Annotated in this window: 19 protein-coding genes; 6 read left to right on the top strand and 13 right to left on the bottom strand. The window is 39.4% G+C overall.

Translation table 11 applies throughout. From position 1 onward, the window contains the following. Positions 1 to 76: 76 nt before the first annotated feature. The 3 genes from rbsK to ACI3ES_RS04515 are packed head-to-tail and all read left to right on the top strand — an operon-like array spanning position 77 to position 2,633. Complete coding sequence (rbsK, locus tag ACI3ES_RS04525) at positions 77 to 1,024, top strand: ribokinase (RefSeq protein WP_142511489.1); 948 nt, start codon at positions 77 to 79, stop codon at positions 1,022 to 1,024. Between the two features lie 2 nt (positions 1,025 to 1,026). Further along, a complete protein-coding gene (rpiA, locus tag ACI3ES_RS04520) occupies positions 1,027 to 1,719 on the top strand; it encodes a ribose-5-phosphate isomerase RpiA (protein WP_205435082.1) in 693 nt (230 codons plus the stop codon). Next, on the top strand, positions 1,719 to 2,633 hold the full coding sequence (locus ACI3ES_RS04515; RefSeq protein WP_317211170.1) for a DMT family transporter: 915 nt from the start codon (positions 1,719 to 1,721) through the stop codon (positions 2,631 to 2,633). The genes rpiA and ACI3ES_RS04515 overlap by 1 nt, the downstream gene beginning before the upstream one ends. A gap of 51 nt (positions 2,634 to 2,684) precedes the next feature. On the opposite strand, the gene ACI3ES_RS04510 is transcribed toward ACI3ES_RS04515, so the two are convergent. The 6 genes from ACI3ES_RS04510 to thrC all read right to left on the bottom strand — a co-directional run bounded on the left by ACI3ES_RS04510 (position 2,685) and on the right by thrC (position 8,911). Further along, complete coding sequence (locus ACI3ES_RS04510) at positions 2,685 to 3,881, bottom strand: cyclopropane-fatty-acyl-phospholipid synthase family protein (RefSeq protein ID WP_004913167.1); 1,197 nt, start codon at positions 3,879 to 3,881, stop codon at positions 2,685 to 2,687. A 208-nt stretch (positions 3,882 to 4,089) separates the two neighbouring features. Beyond that, positions 4,090 to 5,001, bottom strand: a complete 912-nt coding sequence (locus tag ACI3ES_RS04505; protein WP_142511493.1) for a cation transporter — start codon at positions 4,999 to 5,001, stop codon at positions 4,090 to 4,092. 11 nt (positions 5,002 to 5,012) lie between these two features. Beyond that, positions 5,013 to 5,432 (bottom strand): helix-turn-helix domain-containing protein, encoded by a 420-nt coding sequence (locus tag ACI3ES_RS04500; RefSeq protein ID WP_317211174.1) that lies wholly within the window; start codon positions 5,430 to 5,432, stop codon positions 5,013 to 5,015. Between the two features lie 98 nt (positions 5,433 to 5,530). Next, the gene (locus ACI3ES_RS04495) at positions 5,531 to 6,079 is read right to left on the bottom strand and encodes a 5-formyltetrahydrofolate cyclo-ligase (RefSeq protein WP_142511495.1); all 549 of its coding nucleotides are present in this window, start codon (positions 6,077 to 6,079) and stop codon (positions 5,531 to 5,533) included. A gap of 37 nt (positions 6,080 to 6,116) precedes the next feature. Next, a complete protein-coding gene (glyA, locus tag ACI3ES_RS04490; protein ID WP_142511496.1) occupies positions 6,117 to 7,349 on the bottom strand; it encodes a serine hydroxymethyltransferase in 1,233 nt (410 codons plus the stop codon). A 92-nt stretch (positions 7,350 to 7,441) separates the two neighbouring features. Continuing rightward, the gene (gene thrC / locus ACI3ES_RS04485) at positions 7,442 to 8,911 is read right to left on the bottom strand and encodes a threonine synthase (RefSeq protein WP_142511497.1); all 1,470 of its coding nucleotides are present in this window, start codon (positions 8,909 to 8,911) and stop codon (positions 7,442 to 7,444) included. Positions 8,912 to 9,017: 106 nt separating this feature from the next. Between thrC and ACI3ES_RS04480 the strand changes: the two genes are divergently transcribed. The 3 genes from ACI3ES_RS04480 to ACI3ES_RS04470 are packed head-to-tail and all read left to right on the top strand — an operon-like array spanning position 9,018 to position 12,559. After that, positions 9,018 to 10,295, top strand: a complete 1,278-nt coding sequence (locus tag ACI3ES_RS04480; RefSeq protein WP_080519404.1) for a homoserine dehydrogenase — start codon at positions 9,018 to 9,020, stop codon at positions 10,293 to 10,295. After that, positions 10,292 to 11,170 (top strand): homoserine kinase, encoded by an 879-nt coding sequence (thrB, locus tag ACI3ES_RS04475; protein ID WP_142511498.1) that lies wholly within the window; start codon positions 10,292 to 10,294, stop codon positions 11,168 to 11,170. Before ACI3ES_RS04480 ends, thrB begins: the two co-directional genes overlap by 4 nt. A gap of 33 nt (positions 11,171 to 11,203) precedes the next feature. Beyond that, on the top strand, positions 11,204 to 12,559 hold the full coding sequence (locus ACI3ES_RS04470) for an aspartate kinase (protein WP_004913143.1): 1,356 nt from the start codon (positions 11,204 to 11,206) through the stop codon (positions 12,557 to 12,559). Positions 12,560 to 12,611: 52 nt separating this feature from the next. Here the strand turns inward: ACI3ES_RS04470 and ACI3ES_RS04465 are convergent, their stop codons facing one another. From ACI3ES_RS04465 to ACI3ES_RS04435, 7 genes are all read right to left on the bottom strand, one after another. Next, positions 12,612 to 13,574, bottom strand: a complete 963-nt coding sequence (locus ACI3ES_RS04465) for an asparaginase (protein WP_114666680.1) — start codon at positions 13,572 to 13,574, stop codon at positions 12,612 to 12,614. Beyond that, complete coding sequence (gene recO, locus ACI3ES_RS04460) at positions 13,571 to 14,356, bottom strand: DNA repair protein RecO (RefSeq protein ID WP_142511499.1); 786 nt, start codon at positions 14,354 to 14,356, stop codon at positions 13,571 to 13,573. The genes ACI3ES_RS04465 and recO overlap by 4 nt, the downstream gene beginning before the upstream one ends. 59 nt (positions 14,357 to 14,415) lie before the next feature. Beyond that, positions 14,416 to 15,327, bottom strand: coding sequence for a GTPase Era (gene era, locus ACI3ES_RS04455; RefSeq protein WP_114666679.1), 912 nt, complete (start codon positions 15,325 to 15,327; stop codon positions 14,416 to 14,418). Positions 15,328 to 15,366: 39 nt separating this feature from the next. Then, positions 15,367 to 15,834: a diacylglycerol kinase family protein gene (locus tag ACI3ES_RS04450; RefSeq protein WP_004913133.1), complete on the bottom strand. Its 468-nt coding sequence runs from the start codon at positions 15,832 to 15,834 to the stop codon at positions 15,367 to 15,369. Next, entirely contained in the window at positions 15,818 to 16,300 is a 483-nt protein-coding gene (ybeY, locus tag ACI3ES_RS04445) for an rRNA maturation RNase YbeY (protein WP_114666678.1), read from the bottom strand. The genes ACI3ES_RS04450 and ybeY overlap by 17 nt, the downstream gene beginning before the upstream one ends. Then, positions 16,300 to 17,292, bottom strand: a complete 993-nt coding sequence (locus ACI3ES_RS04440; RefSeq protein ID WP_142511500.1) for a PhoH family protein — start codon at positions 17,290 to 17,292, stop codon at positions 16,300 to 16,302. Before ACI3ES_RS04440 ends, ybeY begins: the two co-directional genes overlap by 1 nt. Positions 17,293 to 17,393: 101 nt before the next feature. Next, positions 17,394 to 18,593, bottom strand: coding sequence for an ammonium transporter (locus ACI3ES_RS04435; protein WP_080519403.1), 1,200 nt, complete (start codon positions 18,591 to 18,593; stop codon positions 17,394 to 17,396). Positions 18,594 to 18,606 lie beyond the last annotated feature (13 nt).

Raw genomic sequence — 18,606 nt, 5'->3', positions numbered from 1 at the left:
CATTTTTTTAATTTATAATAAAGTCCTAACTCAGGTAAAACGTTTAACCTCATTTTATCTTAAGGAGTAAACTATCATGACAAATAAAGTTGTGATCATTGGTAGTCTCAATATCGACACCATTCAAATGATTGAACGCATGCCACAACAAGGCGAAACAATTGCGGTTCAAAATCAAGCTAGTACCTTTGGTGGTAAAGGCGCCAATCAAGCTGTGGCAGCTGCACGTCAAGGGGCAGATGTTACTTTCATCGGCGCAGTCGGTGATGACGAACGTGGCCGTGCCTTTAAGCAATTATTAGATGACGAAGGTATCAGCACAAAGTATATTTTTACTAAAAAGCAACCAACTGGTTCAGCAACTATTATGCTGGAAAATGATGGTCATAACACAATCATGGTATACGGCGGTGCCAACATGGCCCTTAGCGTAGCTGATATTCAGCAAGCCAAAGAAGCTATTGCCGAAGCTGATGTTGTTGTCGCGCAATTAGAAGTACCCACTGCTGTTGTGGCTGAAGGGTTTGCCATTGCGAGAAAACATGGCGCACTGACTATTTTAAATCCAGCCCCAATTACGTCACATTTAGATGATACAATAATTCTAAACACTGATTTAATCATCCCTAATGAAACGGAGGCAGCAGCACTTGCGGGCACTGAATCAACAACCGCCCCTGAAAAATTACCTGCACTCGTTGACCAACTGAAAGCAAAGGGATTACACAACACCATCATCACGCTTGGGGGCGATGGCGTGTACTATAACGTCCATAATCAACACAATCAATTACCCATTTTCAAAGTCAAAGCTGTTGACACCACGGCAGCCGGAGATACTTTTATTGGTACGGTTGCCGCCAATATTTCTGCAAATATGACTGATTTAGATATGATTGTTACACGCAGTTGCTTCGCAAGTTCGTTGACAGTCAGTCGGTCAGGCGCAATTGTATCCATTCCCAACAAACAAGAAGTTGACGCAGGACTTGCTAACCAAGCAAAAGTGACGACTAGAGGCTAATAATGACTGATAAAAACTTACAAAAAAAGCAAGCTGCTGAAGCGGCCTTACAATATATTAAACCAAACATGATTGTCGGATTAGGCACAGGCTCGACTGTGTCATATTTCCTAGAAGCATTGGCAAAAGCAGATATCAATATTGTCGGCGTCACAACTTCACAAGTCACTAGCCAGCACTGTGCTGAGCTCAACATTCCCATTGTGGATATTGACGAAGTCGATCATATTGATGTGACTATCGATGGCGCTGATGAAGTTGATACATATTTGAATGGTATCAAAGGTGGCGGTGCTGCCCTTTTAATGGAAAAAATTGTCGCTAAAAACTCTAACGAAAATATTTGGATAGTTGACGAAAGTAAGGTTCACGCAACTTTAGGTAGTTTTCCGCTACCTATTGAAGTGATTCCTTACGGTAATGGCCAATTATTCCGTCAATTTACCGACCGAGGATTCTTTCCTAAATTAAGACGCCAAGCAAATGGTGACCCTTTAGTTACTGATGCGGGTCACTACATTATTGATTGCCATTTAAATAACATTAACAATCCTTATGCATTAGCGGAATATTTAGAAGGTCAAGTAGGCGTTGTCGAGCATGGCCTGTTCCTTAATATTTGTGATCGCGTCATTATTGGTGGTGAAACTGTGACAATCAAAGAACGTCAAAAGACGAATACGGAGCAAGTTTAATGTTATTTTTAATCATTGCTCTGGGCGCCGGATTAATTTTAGCCGCACAAAACGCTATCAATGCGGAGTTAAGCGCCTGCCTTAAATCCCCAATAGCCGCCAGTTTTCTAGGCTACATCGTTGGTACACTATTTCTATTCGTATTAACAATTATAATTGGTGACTTTGCTAAAATTGCTGATCTCTTTTCAGCACCATTGTGGTTACTCAGTGGTGGCTTGTTTGGCTTAATCTTTGTCACAAATTGTATCATACTTTTTCCAAAAATTGGTGCGGTTGAAACCGTCATGTTACCCACACTAGGTCAAATTGTCGCTGGTATGTTATTTGAAACAGTTGGCTGGTTCAACGTTGATATTATTCCCATGACGTTACTGCGTATTGTTGGTCTGATCGTGTTATTATTGGGAACTTACATTGCCGTTGTATTAGCCACTCAAAGGAAAACGCTCGCCAGCCGTACGCAAAACAATCAAACATCCTCACGCTTGGTCTTGCGTTTATGGGCGTTTGGTGCTGGTGTCTTATGTACTGTGCAATCAACTTTCAACGGACAACTCGGCAGCCTAATTGACAGCCCAACAGTAAGTGCACTCTGGGCGTTTGTGATTGGTCTCATTGTACTCGTTTTCCTCAAACCCAACACATGGCAAGTCTTCATTCGTGGCGTTAAAATGCCACAATCTTGGTCAGCCGGTGTTGCTGGTGGTACATTTGTGACCCTAATGTCACTCCTAATTCCTAAATTAGGTCCCGGTTTAACCGTCAGCATTTCAACACTAGGTGTTATGGTTGGTGCAATGTTAGTGCAACAATTCGGACTGTTCAAATCATCACGTCAAAATGTCTCAGTGACTCAGGTTATCGGCATATTGATTATGTTGAGCGGCATTATTTTAATAAAAATGTTTTAAAAAACTGTTCAATTTTAACGTTAGTGTCACGTTAAAATTGAACAGTTTTTATTATTTAACACCACTTGCTACATCTGCATGATAAATATAAGAACGTGTCATTGGTAAATTAGTGCTTGAGGCACCTTTCGTCAACAAATACTGAACAACGTCAATATTGCCTGATTCAAATGACGCAGCACAAGCTTGCAAATATAGATCCCACATACGATAGAAACGCTCACCGTATCGAGATATCACACTTTCACTGACATCGTGAAAGTTGTCGGTCCAAATTTCAAGCGTTTTTTGATAATGTCGGCGTAGCGGCTCCAAATCATCAACCTGCAAATGGGCGTCCATAATATGGTCAATATTCTCTGCCAAATTAGGAATATAACCGCCCGGGAAAATGTACTTATTGATCCATGCATCCACACCAGCACCTTTATGTTGGCCAGTGATACCATGAATCAAAGCAGTACCATTTTCAACAAGTAATTGGTCAATTTTTGAAAAATAGGCCGCTAGGTTTTCTTTACCAACATGTTCAAACATGCCAACTGAGGTAACATGATCGTATTGCTCTTTTAGCTCGCGATAATCTTCTAGATACACATTTACTTGACCCGTCAAACCTTCTGCTTTAATTTTGTCTGAGACAAAGTCATACTGTTGCTGACTTAGTGTTACACCAGTAGCTTTTAGACCGTACTCTTTGGCAGCTGTGAATAACAAAGTTCCCCAACCGCAACCAATGTCTAGTAGTGTTTCACCCTCTTGGGCATGCAACTTGTTGAGAATGTGACGTACTTTATTCATCTGTGCAGCTTCCAAAGTATCACTTTCACTGGCAAAATAAGCACAAGAATACGTCATGGTTTTATCCAACCACATCTCATAAAAATCATTACCAATGTCGTAGTGACTTTGCACATCATTTTTGCTGACTTTTTCAGAATGTGAGTGCTTAGGTATTAATTTAGAAAACTTGCTGTTATTGAAAAAGCTATCCTGTGAGCGGTAAGCCAACGTAACTAGTTCTTGCAAGTCACCTTGAATCTCGATTTTGCCATCCATGTAGGCTTCACCAAAAGTAAGTGAAGCATGGGCGACAATTTCCTTGATGGGAATGAGTTCATGCATAATGATTTTGGCAATTGATTCGCCTTCCCCAAAATGCACTGTTTCACCATCCCAAAATTCAACGTCGATTGGGGCGTCAAAACTGGACTTTAAAATTTGCTTGTAAATCGCTTTGTCAATCATAAATTCCCCTTTTCTAACATAAAGCTATTTTAGAAAAGCATGAATTCAAAGTCAAATCAAAACAATATCACAATACCAATTCTTAAAAATTAAGATATCAATAAATAATACAAAATTCGAAATTTTTCTGGCGTCCAGTCAGTCAAACACGGTTCATTACGATAAAAAATTCATTTTTTGTCAATAAATTAACAATGAGATCACGATGTTAACTGTCGTAAACTAAATCGAGATTCATGAAAGCAAATTTATGGCGTAATTCTGTCAGGATTTGTTGTTTCTGCTGTGCTAATTTTTTCAGGTTAATGCTGTCGTGAGATGAACCGTTAATCAATACTCGTACCCTAAAAGCCATTCCTGTTTTGTAAATAACACATGACTTAACTAAAATATCATCCGCAAGATTCGTTCGAACAACATGCTCAACTTTTTGCTGAACTTGTTTATTTTGAAGCACGCCGCCACTAATTTCAATAAAAGCTAGCTTAATCACTTGGAAAGGCATTTTGATAGTAAAAGCAATTAAGGTTACCGTGACAAAAAAATCGCCAGTATACAACAAAAAATGTAATGGTGAATTGACTGGAATAAAGAAAATCAGCAAGGCTGCTAAGCCAATACCGGAAGACATAATGCCATCAATTAGTGTTCCTTTTGTTTCAGTCAATAACATCGTACTACTATTATTGATCTTCTTATTTTGTCGCGCATAAAACCATGATAACGTGAAAGATAAACACACCATTACCATTTCGTATGGTAATACAGGTCCCACATTCATCATTTGCCCTTCCCCAAAGGCAAAATAACGATAGGCTTTAACGCTAACAGTAATCACTGATAAAGACAATAGAATGATTGTCAATAGCGACTGACATAAAGAAAATATCGGTTCTAAAACAAATAAACCATCCGGAAATCGTTGACTCTTTTTGCTACTAACTTTTGAAATAATAATGGATACTATTCCTGAAACCAGTGTAATAACAGTAAAGTAAGCATCTACAAATAGTGCTTCAATATCGGTAATTAAAAAAACCGTAATACCTGACACAGCCATAATGCTATTAATCAGAATGCCCAGCCACAAGCCACGTTGTTCAATTCGTTTTTGATTCATTTGAAATTCCTTTACAAATTACGATCAACTTTAAGCATTAGTTGTTGCAACTGCTGTTGCTCTGATTCGTCTAAAATTGATATCGCGTCTAAGAATACCTGATCAAAGAGGCGATAATTCTGTTGACAATATTGTGACATTTCTGGACTTAACGTCAGAAAAATCACTCTTTTATCATGTTTAGACGGCTTTTTAACCAAGTAACCAGCGGCGACAAATCTTTTGACAATACGTGTCGCCGCAGGTTTTGAAATACCCGCTTGATCTGCAAACTGAGTTGCTGTTGTTTCTGATTGACTATACAAAATATCTAAATAATATTCATCATTAGCTGACAACTCCGGAAAAAGCTGACTTCTTGTCGGACTATTTTGATAATTAATAGCCACTTTGTCATACAGTTTTGAAAACAGTTGACTAATTTGTTCCATTACACCACCCCTAAGTAGTTAACATAAGTAGTTACTTTTGTTAACTACTTATGTTAACTATACCACTGAAACTTCATTTGTCAACAAAAAAGATATTTCTATTCTTTTGTTGTATGAACCGTTAACACTTCTTGAATTAACTGATCATGAGCTTCGATGGGTATATTTTGTTTAATCTGTGGACTTAGCGCTAACGCAATTGTCTTTCCAGTATAATTTACCAAAAATCGGTCATAGTATCCTGCACCAAATCCAAGACGAGCGCCACTTCTTGTAAATGCTAAACCTGGAACGATTACCAGATCAATTTTGTTGGCTGATACAGCTACTTCGGTCACAGGTTCTCGAATTGACAACTGACCTGTCTGCAAGCTAGAACCATCATCAAATGGCACAAATATCATTTGATGATTAACAATCTTAGGGACAACAGTTTTTTTGTTTGCTGACCAAGCAGCTTCAATAATCGGCGCTGTATCTAGTTCTATTGGCATACTCAATGTCACAGCAATCGTCCCTGCCTCCTGCCAAGCAGCTGTCTCAAAAAGCAGCTGATAGAGTCGATTTGATTCAGTCTGCTTTTGATGTATTGATAATGTTTTTAATGCTTCTTTTTGCAGTTGCCGTTGTTCGCTTTTATTGATCATAATTTCACCAAAAAAGCTGGCTAAGCCAGCTTCTATTTTATTCAAACAAATGTGACATTGCCAACACTTCTGCGTCACGCTTGACTTGCTTTAACACTTTCTCATCATCATGATGATGAATAGCTGTTACAATCAGTTCTGCAACTCGACGTGCGTCATATTCACTAAAGCCACGCGTCGTAATTGCTGGAGTACCAATTCGAATACCAGAGGTCACGAAAGGACTGAGTTGTTCATTAGGTAATGCTTCTTTATTGGTCGTAATTGATACTGAATCAAGTAACTCTTGCGTTTGCTTACCGTTTAACCCAGTTTGGGTCAAATCCAAGTTAAACAAGTGATTATCTGTGCCACCTGTAACAACACGAATATCGGTTGTATCATTGAATACTTCAGTCATTGCCTGCGCATTGAGGATGACTTGTTTTGCATACGCTTTAAATTCTGGTCGTAATGCCTCACCAAATGCAATAGCCTTACCAGCAATAACATGTTCCAATGGGCCGCCTTGTGATCCAGGAAAAATAGCTGAATTAATTTGCTTTGCATACTTTTCCTGTGACAAGATGACACCACCACGTGGTCCACGTAGCGTCTTGTGTGTCGTTGAAGTGACAACATCAGCAACGCCAACTGGGTTAGGATGCAATCCTGCCGCCACGAGCCCTGCGATATGTGCCATATCAACCATCAAATATGCACCGACTTCATCGGCAATATCACGGAACTTTTGAAAATCAATAATACGTGAATACGCAGAAGCACCAGCAACAATCATTTGTGGCTTCACCTCACGTGCTTGCTTGGCAATTGCCTCATAGTCTAGTCGCTCAGTTTCAGCATCAAGACCATAAGTATAAGACTGATACATTTTACCAGAAAAACTAACCTTGGCGCCGTGTGTTAAATGACCACCAGCATCCAAATCCATCCCAAGAATCTTATCGCCTGGCTTCAAGAATGCCATATAGGCAGCTGCGTTAGCTTGAGATCCTGAATGAGGTTGTACGTTTGCATATTCAGCACCAAATAGTTCCTTAAGGCGATCAATAGCGAGTTGTTCCACTACATCAACATACTCAGTACCGCCGTAATAACGTTTGTAAGGATAACCTTCAGCATATTTGTTCGTTAACACAGAGCCTTGTGCTGCACGAACAGCTTTTGAAGCAAAATTTTCGGAAGCAATTAACTCAATTGTCCGGTTTTGACGGGCACCTTCTTGTTGAATGGCGCTCCACACTTCAGAATCTAATTCACGATATGACATTACGTTCTCCTTGCATTTAATATAATTATATTATACACGCAAACGTTCATTATTTTGTCCTAATATCGTACATTTTACCGAAATATTGTGTCTTATTTATCAAAGAGTTCGGTTTTTAAAGATTTTAAAATATCATTTGGTGTAATTACTTTTTGATGCAAGATTGGTTTATCAAATAAAGTTACCACCTGACTTGGAATGTCTGTATTTGTCTTACTTGACAAACGTGTCAATGCTTCAGCGCCTTCAATTGGCTTATCACCAAGTGCTGATAACATAGTCTGTGGGAATTTATATGGGCTCGCAGTAGCGGCTAACAGAGTTGGCATTGCTTGATTACTGATTGACTGATATACATAGCGCCCAACAGCAGTATGAGGATCAATCAAATAGTTGGTTTGATTAAATACCGACAAGATAGTGTCGCTCACTTGTGCTTGTGTTGCAAAACTCGATTTGAACTGTTTCAAATTGCGCCGTGTCCGTTCAGACAATTTGTATTGACCTTCATTAGCTAATGCTGTCATATATGATTGAACTTCTGAAGCATCACGATCACTGGCAAAGTATAACAGTCGCTCTAAATTGCTCGATACTAAAATGTCCATCGCTGGCGCATTTGTGACTTTAAATGGTCGCTTGCTATCATAAACACCGGTAGTAAAAAAGTCTGTCAAAACATTGTTTTCATTTGAAGCAACCACAAACTCATTAACTGGCAGCCCAATCTGGCTAGCATAGTAAGCCGCCAAAACATTTCCAAAATTACCGGTTGGCACAACAATATTAATTTTATCCCCAACCTTGATATTCTTTTGTTTAATTAGTTGAGCGTAACTATAAAAATAATAAACAATTTGTGGCACTAGTCGACCAATGTTAATTGAGTTTGCCGACGAAAAACGCATGTGATGATCAGCTAGTTCTTGAATGAGTTTTTGATTGCTCAATAATGTCTTAACTGCTTTTTGTGCATCATCAAAATTACCCGTGATTGCTGTGACATGAGCGTTTTTACCAGTTTCACTTACCATTTGTTGACGTTGAATATCACTGACACCAACTTCTGGATAAAACACCACAATTTCCGTGTTCGGTACATCAGCAAATCCGCTCATAGCCGCTGTCCCAGTATCACCAGAAGTCGCCGTCAAGATGACGACCTTATCACTAATGGCTTGCTTTTTGGCTGCAGTTGTTAGCAGATGAGGCAAAGCCTGCAGTGCAACATCTTTAAATGCTAGTGTCGGGCCATGAAATAGCTCGATATAATGTAAGTTATTTTCTTGATGTAAAGTGATAATTTTCTCATTATCCCATTGGCGACCATATGCCTTACAAATAATATGATCGATCTCAGATACGCTGAAATCGTCAAAGAAAGCATCAAAAATTTGTGTTGCAATTTCTGTATACGTTTGATGGCTAAGTGTGTCCCAATCTACTGATATTTCTGGCCACGCTTCTGGTACATAAAGGCCACCATCTGGTGCAATTCCATTCATTATAGCCTGACTAGCAGAAACTGCTGGTGCTCCCCCGCGCGTTGATATATACTGCATTTAATTAAGTTCCTTTATTGTTATTTTAATTTATTATAACAAATCTATTTATTTGTTGCTTTAAAAATGATAAAATTATAAGACATTAAATATAAAAGGAAAAAATATGGAACTTGGAATTGGTCTTTTTGGGCTTGGAACAGTCGGCACTGGTGTCGTTAAAATTTTACAACAAAATGCACCTCAAATTACAGAACGTACTGGCGCTAATTTGGTAGTCCGTCATGCTGTTGTACACAATTTAAATAAAAAACGAACCGGATTTGTCCAAGATTTTCCAATTACTGACCAACCTGCTGACATTTTAAACAATCCTGATATTCAGATTGTTGTGGAAGTCATGGGTGGTGTTTCAGGGGCCTACGATATCATTAAACAAGCGATTACTGCCAAGAAGCACGTCGTGACTGCTAACAAAGATCTTATCGCTAGTCATGGTCAAGAACTTGCCAATTTAGCTAACGAAAATGGCGTTGACCTTTATTATGAGGCTGCCGTAGCCGGTGGTATCCCAATTTTGCGAACGCTTGCGACTAGCTTTACTGCAGATGAAATCACTCGTGTAGCAGGTATTATTAATGGTACAAGTAATTTTATTTTGACACAAATGGCATCAAATGGTTTGACATACGAGAATGCTTTGGCTTTGGCACAAGAAAAAGGATTTGCTGAAGCTGATCCTACTAATGATGTAGCTGGTTTCGACGCCGCTTATAAACTCATTATTCTTTCAAATTTTGCTTTCGGTGTACAACCCGTTTTGGGAGATGTTAGTATCAGTGGCATCACGAACTTAACGGATTTAGATATCGAAGATGCCCAAAGTTTTGGCTATGGTATCAAATTACTTGGTGTTGCGCAACGTGTTGGGGATTCAAATAACGCCATTAGTATTGAAGTGGCCCCTCACCTAGTACCTTTTGATCATCCATTAGCGACAGTTCATAATGAAAACAATGCTGTCTTGGTTAACGGTGAGTCCGTTGGCGAAGTCATGCTTTATGGTCCCGGTGCGGGTGAAATGCCAACTGCCAACTCCGTTTTAAGTGATTTGACAAATGTTGCCACAAACTACACGCCAGGTAAACCATTCAACACATTTAATCAAAATCTTGATTTAGCCAAACCTTCTCAACGTGTGGCACGTCGATTTGTGGTCGTTGATGTCGCTGATACACCCGGTGCTATGTACTCAGTGACAGGTATGTTTACTTCGGCAAAAATTAGTTTCACCGATTTAAAACAAACACCGGCCAAAAATGGCTATGCACGCCTTGTTGCACTCACATATCCTGCCTCAGACGCACAATTAAACGTCATTAAAACAACTATTCGTAATGCAGACGGCATCAACTTAGTCTCGGAGTACAAAATTTTCTCATGATTACAATAAAAGTACCAGCCACAAGCGCTAACATTGGTCCGGGATTTGACTCTTTGGGCGTGGCTTTAAATCTATACTTAACACTTGAAATTCACGAACCCACGGACACTTGGGAAGTCATTCATGATTACGGCGATAGCATGCCTTCTGATCAAAATAATTTTATTGTCGCAACGGCGTTGCGCATTGCTCCTCTGCTAAAACCACATCGACTAGTCGTGAAATCAGATATTCCACTTGCACGTGGCCTCGGGTCTTCTTCATCAGCTTTAATTGCTGCCTTGTCAATGGTTAATATTCTGGACAATAAGCACTATACTCAAGATGATTTACTTCAAATTGCAACAAAATTAGAAGGTCATCCAGATAACGTTGCGCCTGCCATATTTGGCGGTGCTGTCGCTGCATTTTATGATGGCACAACAGTCTTTCATGCCCCATTGCATTTTCCCGAGTCATTAAGTTTTGTTACTTTTATACCAGATTACCAACTCTTAACGGAAAAAGCACGTGCTGCTCTACCAGAGACCTTAGAATTCAAACAATCAGTTGCTGCAAGCGCAATTAGTAATACACTTGTAGCTGCTCTGGCTGCCAATAATATCAAAACTGCACGGCAACTAATTGAACAAGATCAATTTCATGAAGAGGCGCGAGCACATCTGGCCCCAGAACTAGCCATCATTCGGCGTATCGCTCATCAGCAAAATATTATTGGTACTTATTTATCGGGTGCTGGCCCAACTATTATTTCTGTTGTTGATGAAACGGAAGCTCAGCAATTAATGACGGCGATTGATTTGGCCCAATTACCCGGAAAAACATATCATCTACATACTGATTTTACCGGTAGTATAGTTCAAACAAATGATTAGGAGGATGCGTGTCAATTAGCGCGCAATATCATTATGAAAGTTACAAAATTCGGCGGTTCATCTTTGGCTGACGGTCAACAACTTAAAAGAGTTTTTGATATTATCCGAGATGATTCAGAACGCAAAGTTGTTGTTGTTTCCGCACCGGGGAAACGTTTTAAAGATGACACTAAAGTAACTGACTTACTTCTCAGTTACGCCAAAGCAACAATCGAAGACACAGATGCAACAGATATCATTGAAGCCATCAAACATCGCTATCATGCAATTGGCGACTTTTTTAACCTGCCAGACTACGATCTAGCTGATTTAGATGAACAAATTGATCACCTATCAACGAAGCATTATCGCTCTTTTGATTACTTATACGCCGCATTCGCAGCTCATGGTGAATATCTGAATGCACAATTAGTAGCTAAAGTTTTTACTCACTTGGGTGTTTCAGCAAGATTTATTGATCCAAAAGAAATTGGTTTATTGGTTGATGATAACGCGCGCCAAGCAACTTTTGACACGAAATCATACGATACTATTGCTGAACTCGATTTATCAACATCAGAGCGTTTAATCGTGCCCGGATTCTTTGGTTATACTAAAAACGGTGATATGGCAACCTTTTCCCGAGGCGGATCAGATATTACCGGTGCCATTATGGCACGTGGCCTACGGGCTGACTTATATGAAAACTTCACTGATGTCAGTGCAATCTATGCTGTTAACCCCAATATTATTGACAAACCCGCTGCAATTGATCAAATGACTTACGATGAAATGCGTGAATTGTCGTATGCTGGCTTTGCCGTATTTCATGATGAAGCAATTATCCCAGCTATTCAAGGTGGCATACGTATTAACATCAAAAATACCAATGAACCAGATGCTCCAGGGACATTTATTGTCCCCCCAACTGAAGTTCAGCAATCGCGTCCCGTAACGGGTATTGCCAATTCTAACCGTTTTGCCGCACTATATCTCCATCGTTATTTATTAAACAAGGAAGTCGGCTTCACACTCAGAATTCTTGAAATCCTAAAACGTCATCAAATATCTTATGAACACATGCCATCAGGTATTGATGACTTAACAATCATTTTTGACAAGACGCTCTTAACACAAGAAAAAATAGATGGTATGCTAGCTGACATTGCATCGGAAATTAAACCTGATACGCTCAAATGGCTCCCCAGCTACGGTATTATAATGGTAGTTGGTGAAGGTATGCGAAATCGTATTGGTGCATTGACTGAAATTGTATCACCCTTAAAAGAACACCATATTAGTTTACAAATGGTCAACCAAGGAGCCAGTGAAATATCAATCATGCTTGGTATTCAGCCAGACCTGTCAGACCGTGCTGTCAAAGCAATCTATGAAAACATATTCAAATAGTTAAAAGGGCTCAAAATTTGAGCCCTTTTTATAATGTATTAATAATTTTCTATTAAACGCTTCGTAAATAATGACGCAAATCATCAGGGGATAATTGGTTATCAAGACCAATCAACAGCTTCAAACGTGCTTTAGGACCATTAATACTGCTGGCAAAAATGACACCTGCTCGTTCTAATTGGACGCCACCACCTAAATAATCATATACAGGCTCGGCTACACCGTTAAAACTTCGTGAAACTATCACAACAGGAATGCCCTTTTCTAGCACAACACTTACCCCCATTGCGGCTTCACGGGACAAATTACCGGCGCCCAATGCCTCAATAATCAGACCGTTAACATTAGCGTCAGCCAATAATTGGAATAATTGACCATCCATTCCAGCATAAGCCTTTAAAACTGGTATATTCTGGTTAACCTGCTGAATTGGTAAAACGTGACGTCGCGGCAAATCATAAAAATAGATTACTTGTCTTTTAGTGAGTAGGCCCATCGCGCCACTAATTGGTGAAGCAAAAGTTGCCACGTTAGTTGTATGGGTTTTAGTCACAAATCGAGCCGCGTGAATTTCGTCGTTCATGACAACCATCACACCACGCTTTCGTGAAGCTTCTGAAGTTGCAACACGCAAAGCTGATTGATAATTATATAAACCATCAGAACCTAACTCATTAGAAGACCGCATTGCACCAGTCATCACAATTGGAAAATCAACTTTAAGGGTACTATCCAAGAAAAAAGCAGTTTCTTCTAATGTATCCGTACCATGTGTAATAACCACACCATCAAATTGGTTGCCTGCCGCTAAGATTCGCTGCTGCAACTGCAACATATGTTTTGGTCCGATATGTTCACTTGGCAGGTTAAAAATACTTTCAACCTGTAACACAACATCTGCTATCTCTACCTGAGCTTCAGTTAATGGATTGACAACACCGGTCTCAACATCACCATCTTCGTCTTCATGCATTGAAATTGTACCGCCAGTGTGCAAAACTAGTATTTTTGTCATATATCTGTCTTCTTCCTAAAGTTTATGAGTTGATTTTGCCATGAGTGCATTTGTTCAATAAATACTTTTGCTCGTGGTTTCAGACCAACTTGATTTTCATAAATATAATCAATAACCTTTTGTAAGCCACGTTTCGTTTTAGTAGACATTTTGATTTCATGGACTTGCCGCATATCAATAATACTAAATTGTCTTAAGTAAAAAACCGTTTTCTGATCCAACATAAGTCGATGTTCGTCTAAATCAAAATGTTCTTCAGAAATGATGCCATTATACTTTTCCGAGTAATCAAATCGACCGTCAGTTTGACCACTAATGGGATCAGCCCGCCAATTGGGGGCAATACCGAGCGGTACTAGTAGTTGAATTTCAAAAATATTTGCGATTACTTGCGGATCTAATTGCTCATCTAATTTCTCTAAGGCAATTGCTAACTGATTATACCAGCGCGTGATAATTTGATTTTCTTCAAAAGTTGCATCAATCAAACTCACAATCAAGGCAGCATAGGCATTAGCCTCAATATCATCAACTAATCGAGAAAACATTTTCGCCGATTGAACATCGTTAATATAACCTAGACCACTTTCTTTTTTTGGCCAAGCCCCTTCAAAGGTTACCAATGTGTAAGGCTGAACGCCCCCAGCTAATTTTGATTTAGGCCGCTTGGCCCCCCGCGCCAAAAAAGTCCGCAAACCAGCCGTTTCAGTTAGTATGCGAACTAATAAATCATTATCCTTATACTGTTTTGTGTTTAACACAATGCCATTAATTATTGCCATAACACGAAGCCATCAAATTTTCCTTGATGAAATTTATTTTGCAAGATGATTTGTTAAAATTAATAATCGTCTTCACTGTAACCCAATGTTTGTAAGGCTTGTGGTCGATCACGCCATCTCGGCTCAACTTTCACCCATGTTTCTAAGTAAACTTTGTCACCCATCAAACGCTCAATATCTTTTCGGGCACGAGTGCCAATTTGCTTAATCATTGCACCTTGTTTACCAATGATTATGTTTTTTTGCGTTGGTCTCTCAACAATGATTGATGCTTGAATATGAATTTTTTCTTCATCTTCACGAGCAATTTTGTCAATGACAACCGCAACAGAATGCGGCACTTCTTGGCGAGTTAATTGTAGCACCTTTTCACGAATCAATTCTCCGATAACAAATCGTTCAGGGTGATCAGTCAATTGATCTGAATCAAAATATTGTGGTCCTTCATCCAAATTTGCCACAATATTATCTAATAATTCAGAAACATTGTCACCTTCAGTCGCAGAAATTGGAAACACTTCTGTCCATTCTGGTGCATTTTCTTGGTAACTAGCAATAACATTTAACAAATCTTTTGGTGCTAATAGATCAATTTTATTAATTAAAAGGTAAATAGGTGTGTTTTTCACTTCTTTTAAGCGATCAATAATAAAATCATCCCCTCGCCCTCTCGGCATTGAGGCATCAGCCACAAACCAAATTGCATCAGCTTCATGCAAGGCTGAAAAAGCAGACTTAACCATAAAATCTCCCAAAGAGTTTTGCGGTTTGTGCACACCTGGCGTATCAATAAAAACAACTTGCGCATTGTCGGTTGTGTAAATACCTTGAATTTTATTTCTAGTCGTTTGTGCCTTATCTGACATAATGGCAATCTTTTCACCCACAATACGGTTAAGTAATGTAGATTTTCCAACATTAGGTCGACCAATAATGGCCACAAATCCTGATTTAAATACATTCTCTGTCATAATCTATTACGGCGCCTAGGCCTATTTTCTCCTAAAAATCTATCTACTAAAATTATGAATAAACTGCGAAAAGTTCGTCACAATACCAAATTGACGCCAAACATAGGGCTGAAAAACAATCAATAAAATGATAATTTCAAAAGCGACCGCAGCTAAAACACCACCAGCAGCAACATCTTTTGCTAAACCGGCCAAAGGATGGTAACGTTTCTCAACAACTAAATCAACTAATGCTTCAATAATGGTATTCAAAAATTCACTCGAAATGACTGTAAAGACGGCAACTGTCACCCACAACCAATCAGAACGAACCAAACCATAATGCAAACCAGCGATTAAGATTAAAAAGCCTAAAAATATATGAATCCTTAAGTTACGTTCACGAACTAGAATCATCCAGATGCCATGCAATGAATTTTTTAAAGCACGAAAAAAGGAACTATTCCTTTGTACTTTCTTATTATAATCTTTTGGTGCACCCTCTAATTGTTTATCGTCTAAGGCCATAATCGTCTAAAATCTTTCGCTGTAAATCAAACATTTCTTTCTCTTCGGCATCCCCTAGCATATGATCATACCCATTCAAATGTAAGAAACCATGAACAACAAGGAAACCGAGTTCACGTTCATAACTGTGACCCAAATACTCAGCCTGTGACGCGATAATATCAACTGAAACTAAAATATCACCGATGTTCTTTGCTAATTCTTCATCCATTTCCTCATCGGGCAAGACAGGAAAATCATCACCATCTTCTTCAATGGCAAAACTAATGACATCAGTAGGTTTGTCAATACCACGGTAAGTTTTGTTGTAGCGATGGATTTCGTCATTATTCATGAATGTTACTGACATTTCAGTGTTGTCAGGCAGTTTCAAATAGCGGCCCGCATAATCTAACACTGTACGGACTAAATCTTGATGATACTGACTAACACCATCTTTTGTTTGATCAATAATGGCTAAATCCATTAGTTTTTTTGCTCCTTTTTTAATGCTGCTAGCTTTGCATCAGCTGCTTCGTAGGCGTTGACAATCAACCCAACTACTGGGTGTCTGACAACATCAGCACTACTGAAATGAATAAACGAAATACGGTTCACATCTTTTAAAATGTGTTGCGCTGCAATCAATCCAGATTTTGCACCACGTGGTAAGTCAATTTGTGATACATCACCATTAATAATCATTTTGGACCCAAAACCTAATCGCGTCAAAAACATTTTCATTTGTTGATTTGTTGTATTTTGTGCTTCGTCTAAAATAATAAACGCATCATCAAGTGTTCTCCCACGCATATAGGCCAATGGTGCAATTTCAATCACACCACGATCCATAAATCTTTGCGTTTGCTCAGCACCAACCAAGGTATTCATTGCATCATATATTGGTCGCATGTAAGGGTCGACCTTTTCTTTTAAGTCCCCCGGCAGAAAGCCAAGCGACTCGCCAGCTTCAACAGCTGGTCGCGTAATAATTATTTTCTCGACTTCCCCACGTTTTAGCGAAGCAATTGCCATAACCACAGCTAAAAAGGTTTTTCCAGTTCCAGCTGGACCAATACCAAAAGTGACGTCATTTTTCCGAATTGACTGAATATATTGGCGTTGTCCAAAGTTTTTAACGCGAACTGAGCGTCCTTTATTATCACGAATCAGTACTTCCGAGTATAAATCTCCAAAGTATTCAAGTGTGCCACGCTGCGCCATCGTTGTAGCGCTGACAACATCAGTCGCCGAAATACTAATTTGATGCTTAATTAAATCAGTCAGTTCTCGTAAAACTGCCTTGGCGAGCGCAACCTTGTCCTCGTCACCAGATATAGCAACTTGATCCCCACGGGCATGAAGCTGTACATTCAAGCTCTCTTCAATCAATCTCAGAAAACTATCATTAACACCGACCAATTTTGTTTGTTGTTCGGAATTTTCAAATGTAAAAAATTGCTGAATTTGCGTTGTCAAAAAGCAATTCCCCTTAAATGTATTTCCTTCATTTTACCATATTGGCAAGGTTGATGGTAGTTAATGTCCTAGTTTATGAATAAAAAAAGAGCCAATGGCTCTTATGATTCTACTGTTAAATCATGCATCAATGTATCGTAACCTTTTGATTCCTCTTCGGGTGTTAAGCGTAATGGTGCTGCAATAATCTCAGTTATTTTGGCTAGTAAAAATGTTCCAATTGCTGCAAAAGCAACTGTAAACAATACTGCAACAAGCTGTTTCCAGACTAGTGAGGCATCACCGTTAATCAAACCCGCAACACCTCCGACTTGTTTGTCAGCGAATACACCAGTTAGAATAGCACCAACTGTGCCACCAATGCCGTGAATACCAAATGCATCCAAGGTGTCATCATAACCAAAACTGTTTTTTACAAAAGTAATGCCAAAGAATCCAACAAATCCTGCAAGGAGACCCATAATTACTGCTGCCCACGGATCCACAAACCCTGCAGCTGGTGTAATCGCCACCAATCCCGCAACACCACCACTTGTGATACCGGACAAAGTCGCGCGTTTGTGCCATTGATATTCAGCTAATCCCCAAGTTAATACCGCAACTGCAGACGCCAACCATGTGTTTACCAGTGCTAAAACAGCCGTTCCATTGGCCGCTAATGCTGATCCTGAGTTGAAGCCAAACCAACCAACCCAAAGTAAAGCGCCACCGATTAAAACATAAGAAGGTCGAACGGGTACGTGTTGATCATTATGACGGTGCCCAATCATTAATGCCAATACCAGACCAGTAACACCACTGGAAATGTGAACAACTGTACCACCAGCAAAATCAATTGCACCCAATTGTGCAAGTAGTCCGCCGCCCCAAACCATATGAGCTAGTGGCGAATAAATAAAAATCAACCACAAAGTGATGAACACAAGCATTGCCTTGATACGAACACGACCAATAACAGAGCCGGTAATGATTGCAGCTGTAATTATTGGAAACATACCTTGAAATAGTGCAAAAGCACCATCAGGAATCGTTAAACTCTTAGTGGAGTGTGTGAAGGAAACATTTGTCATAAATAAGTGCTTAAAATTACCAATGACACTACCAGAACCACCAAAAGCAAGAGAATATCCAATGACAAACCACACCAATGTTGCAATACCAATAATCATAATTGGCACAAACATTGTATGTAACAAATTACGTCTTTCACCTAATCCACCATAAAACAACGCAAGTCCAGGCGTCATAACCCAAACAAGTGCTGCTGAAATTAATACCCACGCCAAATCTCCACTATTCATACACCTACTCCTA

The organism is Leuconostoc falkenbergense (assembly GCF_045801155.1).
GTDB lineage: Bacteria > Bacillota > Bacilli > Lactobacillales > Lactobacillaceae > Leuconostoc > Leuconostoc falkenbergense.
This window is presented reverse-complemented; position numbering and strand designations above follow the sequence as displayed.

Excerpts from the sequence above, each read along its gene's own strand:
- ACI3ES_RS04500 (WP_317211174.1), bottom strand. The coding sequence starts at position 5,432 with ATGGAACAAATTAGTCAACTGTTTTCAAAACTGTATGACAAAGTGGCT.
- ACI3ES_RS04480 (WP_080519404.1), top strand. The coding sequence starts at position 9,018 with ATGGAACTTGGAATTGGTCTTTTTGGGCTTGGAACAGTCGGCACTGGT.
- thrC (WP_142511497.1), bottom strand. The coding sequence starts at position 8,911 with ATGCAGTATATATCAACGCGCGGGGGAGCACCAGCAGTTTCTGCTAGT.
- ACI3ES_RS04450 (WP_004913133.1), bottom strand. The coding sequence starts at position 15,834 with ATGGCCTTAGACGATAAACAATTAGAGGGTGCACCAAAAGATTATAAT.
- ACI3ES_RS04435 (WP_080519403.1), bottom strand. The coding sequence starts at position 18,593 with ATGAATAGTGGAGATTTGGCGTGGGTATTAATTTCAGCAGCACTTGTT.
- ACI3ES_RS04465 (WP_114666680.1), bottom strand. The coding sequence starts at position 13,574 with ATGACAAAAATACTAGTTTTGCACACTGGCGGTACAATTTCAATGCAT.
- ACI3ES_RS04470 (WP_004913143.1), top strand. The coding sequence starts at position 11,204 with ATGAAAGTTACAAAATTCGGCGGTTCATCTTTGGCTGACGGTCAACAA.
- rpiA (WP_205435082.1), top strand. The coding sequence starts at position 1,027 with ATGACTGATAAAAACTTACAAAAAAAGCAAGCTGCTGAAGCGGCCTTA.
- ACI3ES_RS04495 (WP_142511495.1), bottom strand. The coding sequence starts at position 6,079 with ATGATCAATAAAAGCGAACAACGGCAACTGCAAAAAGAAGCATTAAAA.
- ACI3ES_RS04510 (WP_004913167.1), bottom strand. The coding sequence starts at position 3,881 with ATGATTGACAAAGCGATTTACAAGCAAATTTTAAAGTCCAGTTTTGAC.
- recO (WP_142511499.1), bottom strand. The coding sequence starts at position 14,356 with ATGGCAATAATTAATGGCATTGTGTTAAACACAAAACAGTATAAGGAT.
- ACI3ES_RS04515 (WP_317211170.1), top strand. The coding sequence starts at position 1,719 with ATGTTATTTTTAATCATTGCTCTGGGCGCCGGATTAATTTTAGCCGCA.
- thrB (WP_142511498.1), top strand. The coding sequence starts at position 10,292 with ATGATTACAATAAAAGTACCAGCCACAAGCGCTAACATTGGTCCGGGA.
- glyA (WP_142511496.1), bottom strand. The coding sequence starts at position 7,349 with ATGTCATATCGTGAATTAGATTCTGAAGTGTGGAGCGCCATTCAACAA.
- era (WP_114666679.1), bottom strand. The coding sequence starts at position 15,327 with ATGACAGAGAATGTATTTAAATCAGGATTTGTGGCCATTATTGGTCGA.
- ybeY (WP_114666678.1), bottom strand. The coding sequence starts at position 16,300 with ATGGATTTAGCCATTATTGATCAAACAAAAGATGGTGTTAGTCAGTAT.
- rbsK (WP_142511489.1), top strand. The coding sequence starts at position 77 with ATGACAAATAAAGTTGTGATCATTGGTAGTCTCAATATCGACACCATT.
- ACI3ES_RS04505 (WP_142511493.1), bottom strand. The coding sequence starts at position 5,001 with ATGAATCAAAAACGAATTGAACAACGTGGCTTGTGGCTGGGCATTCTG.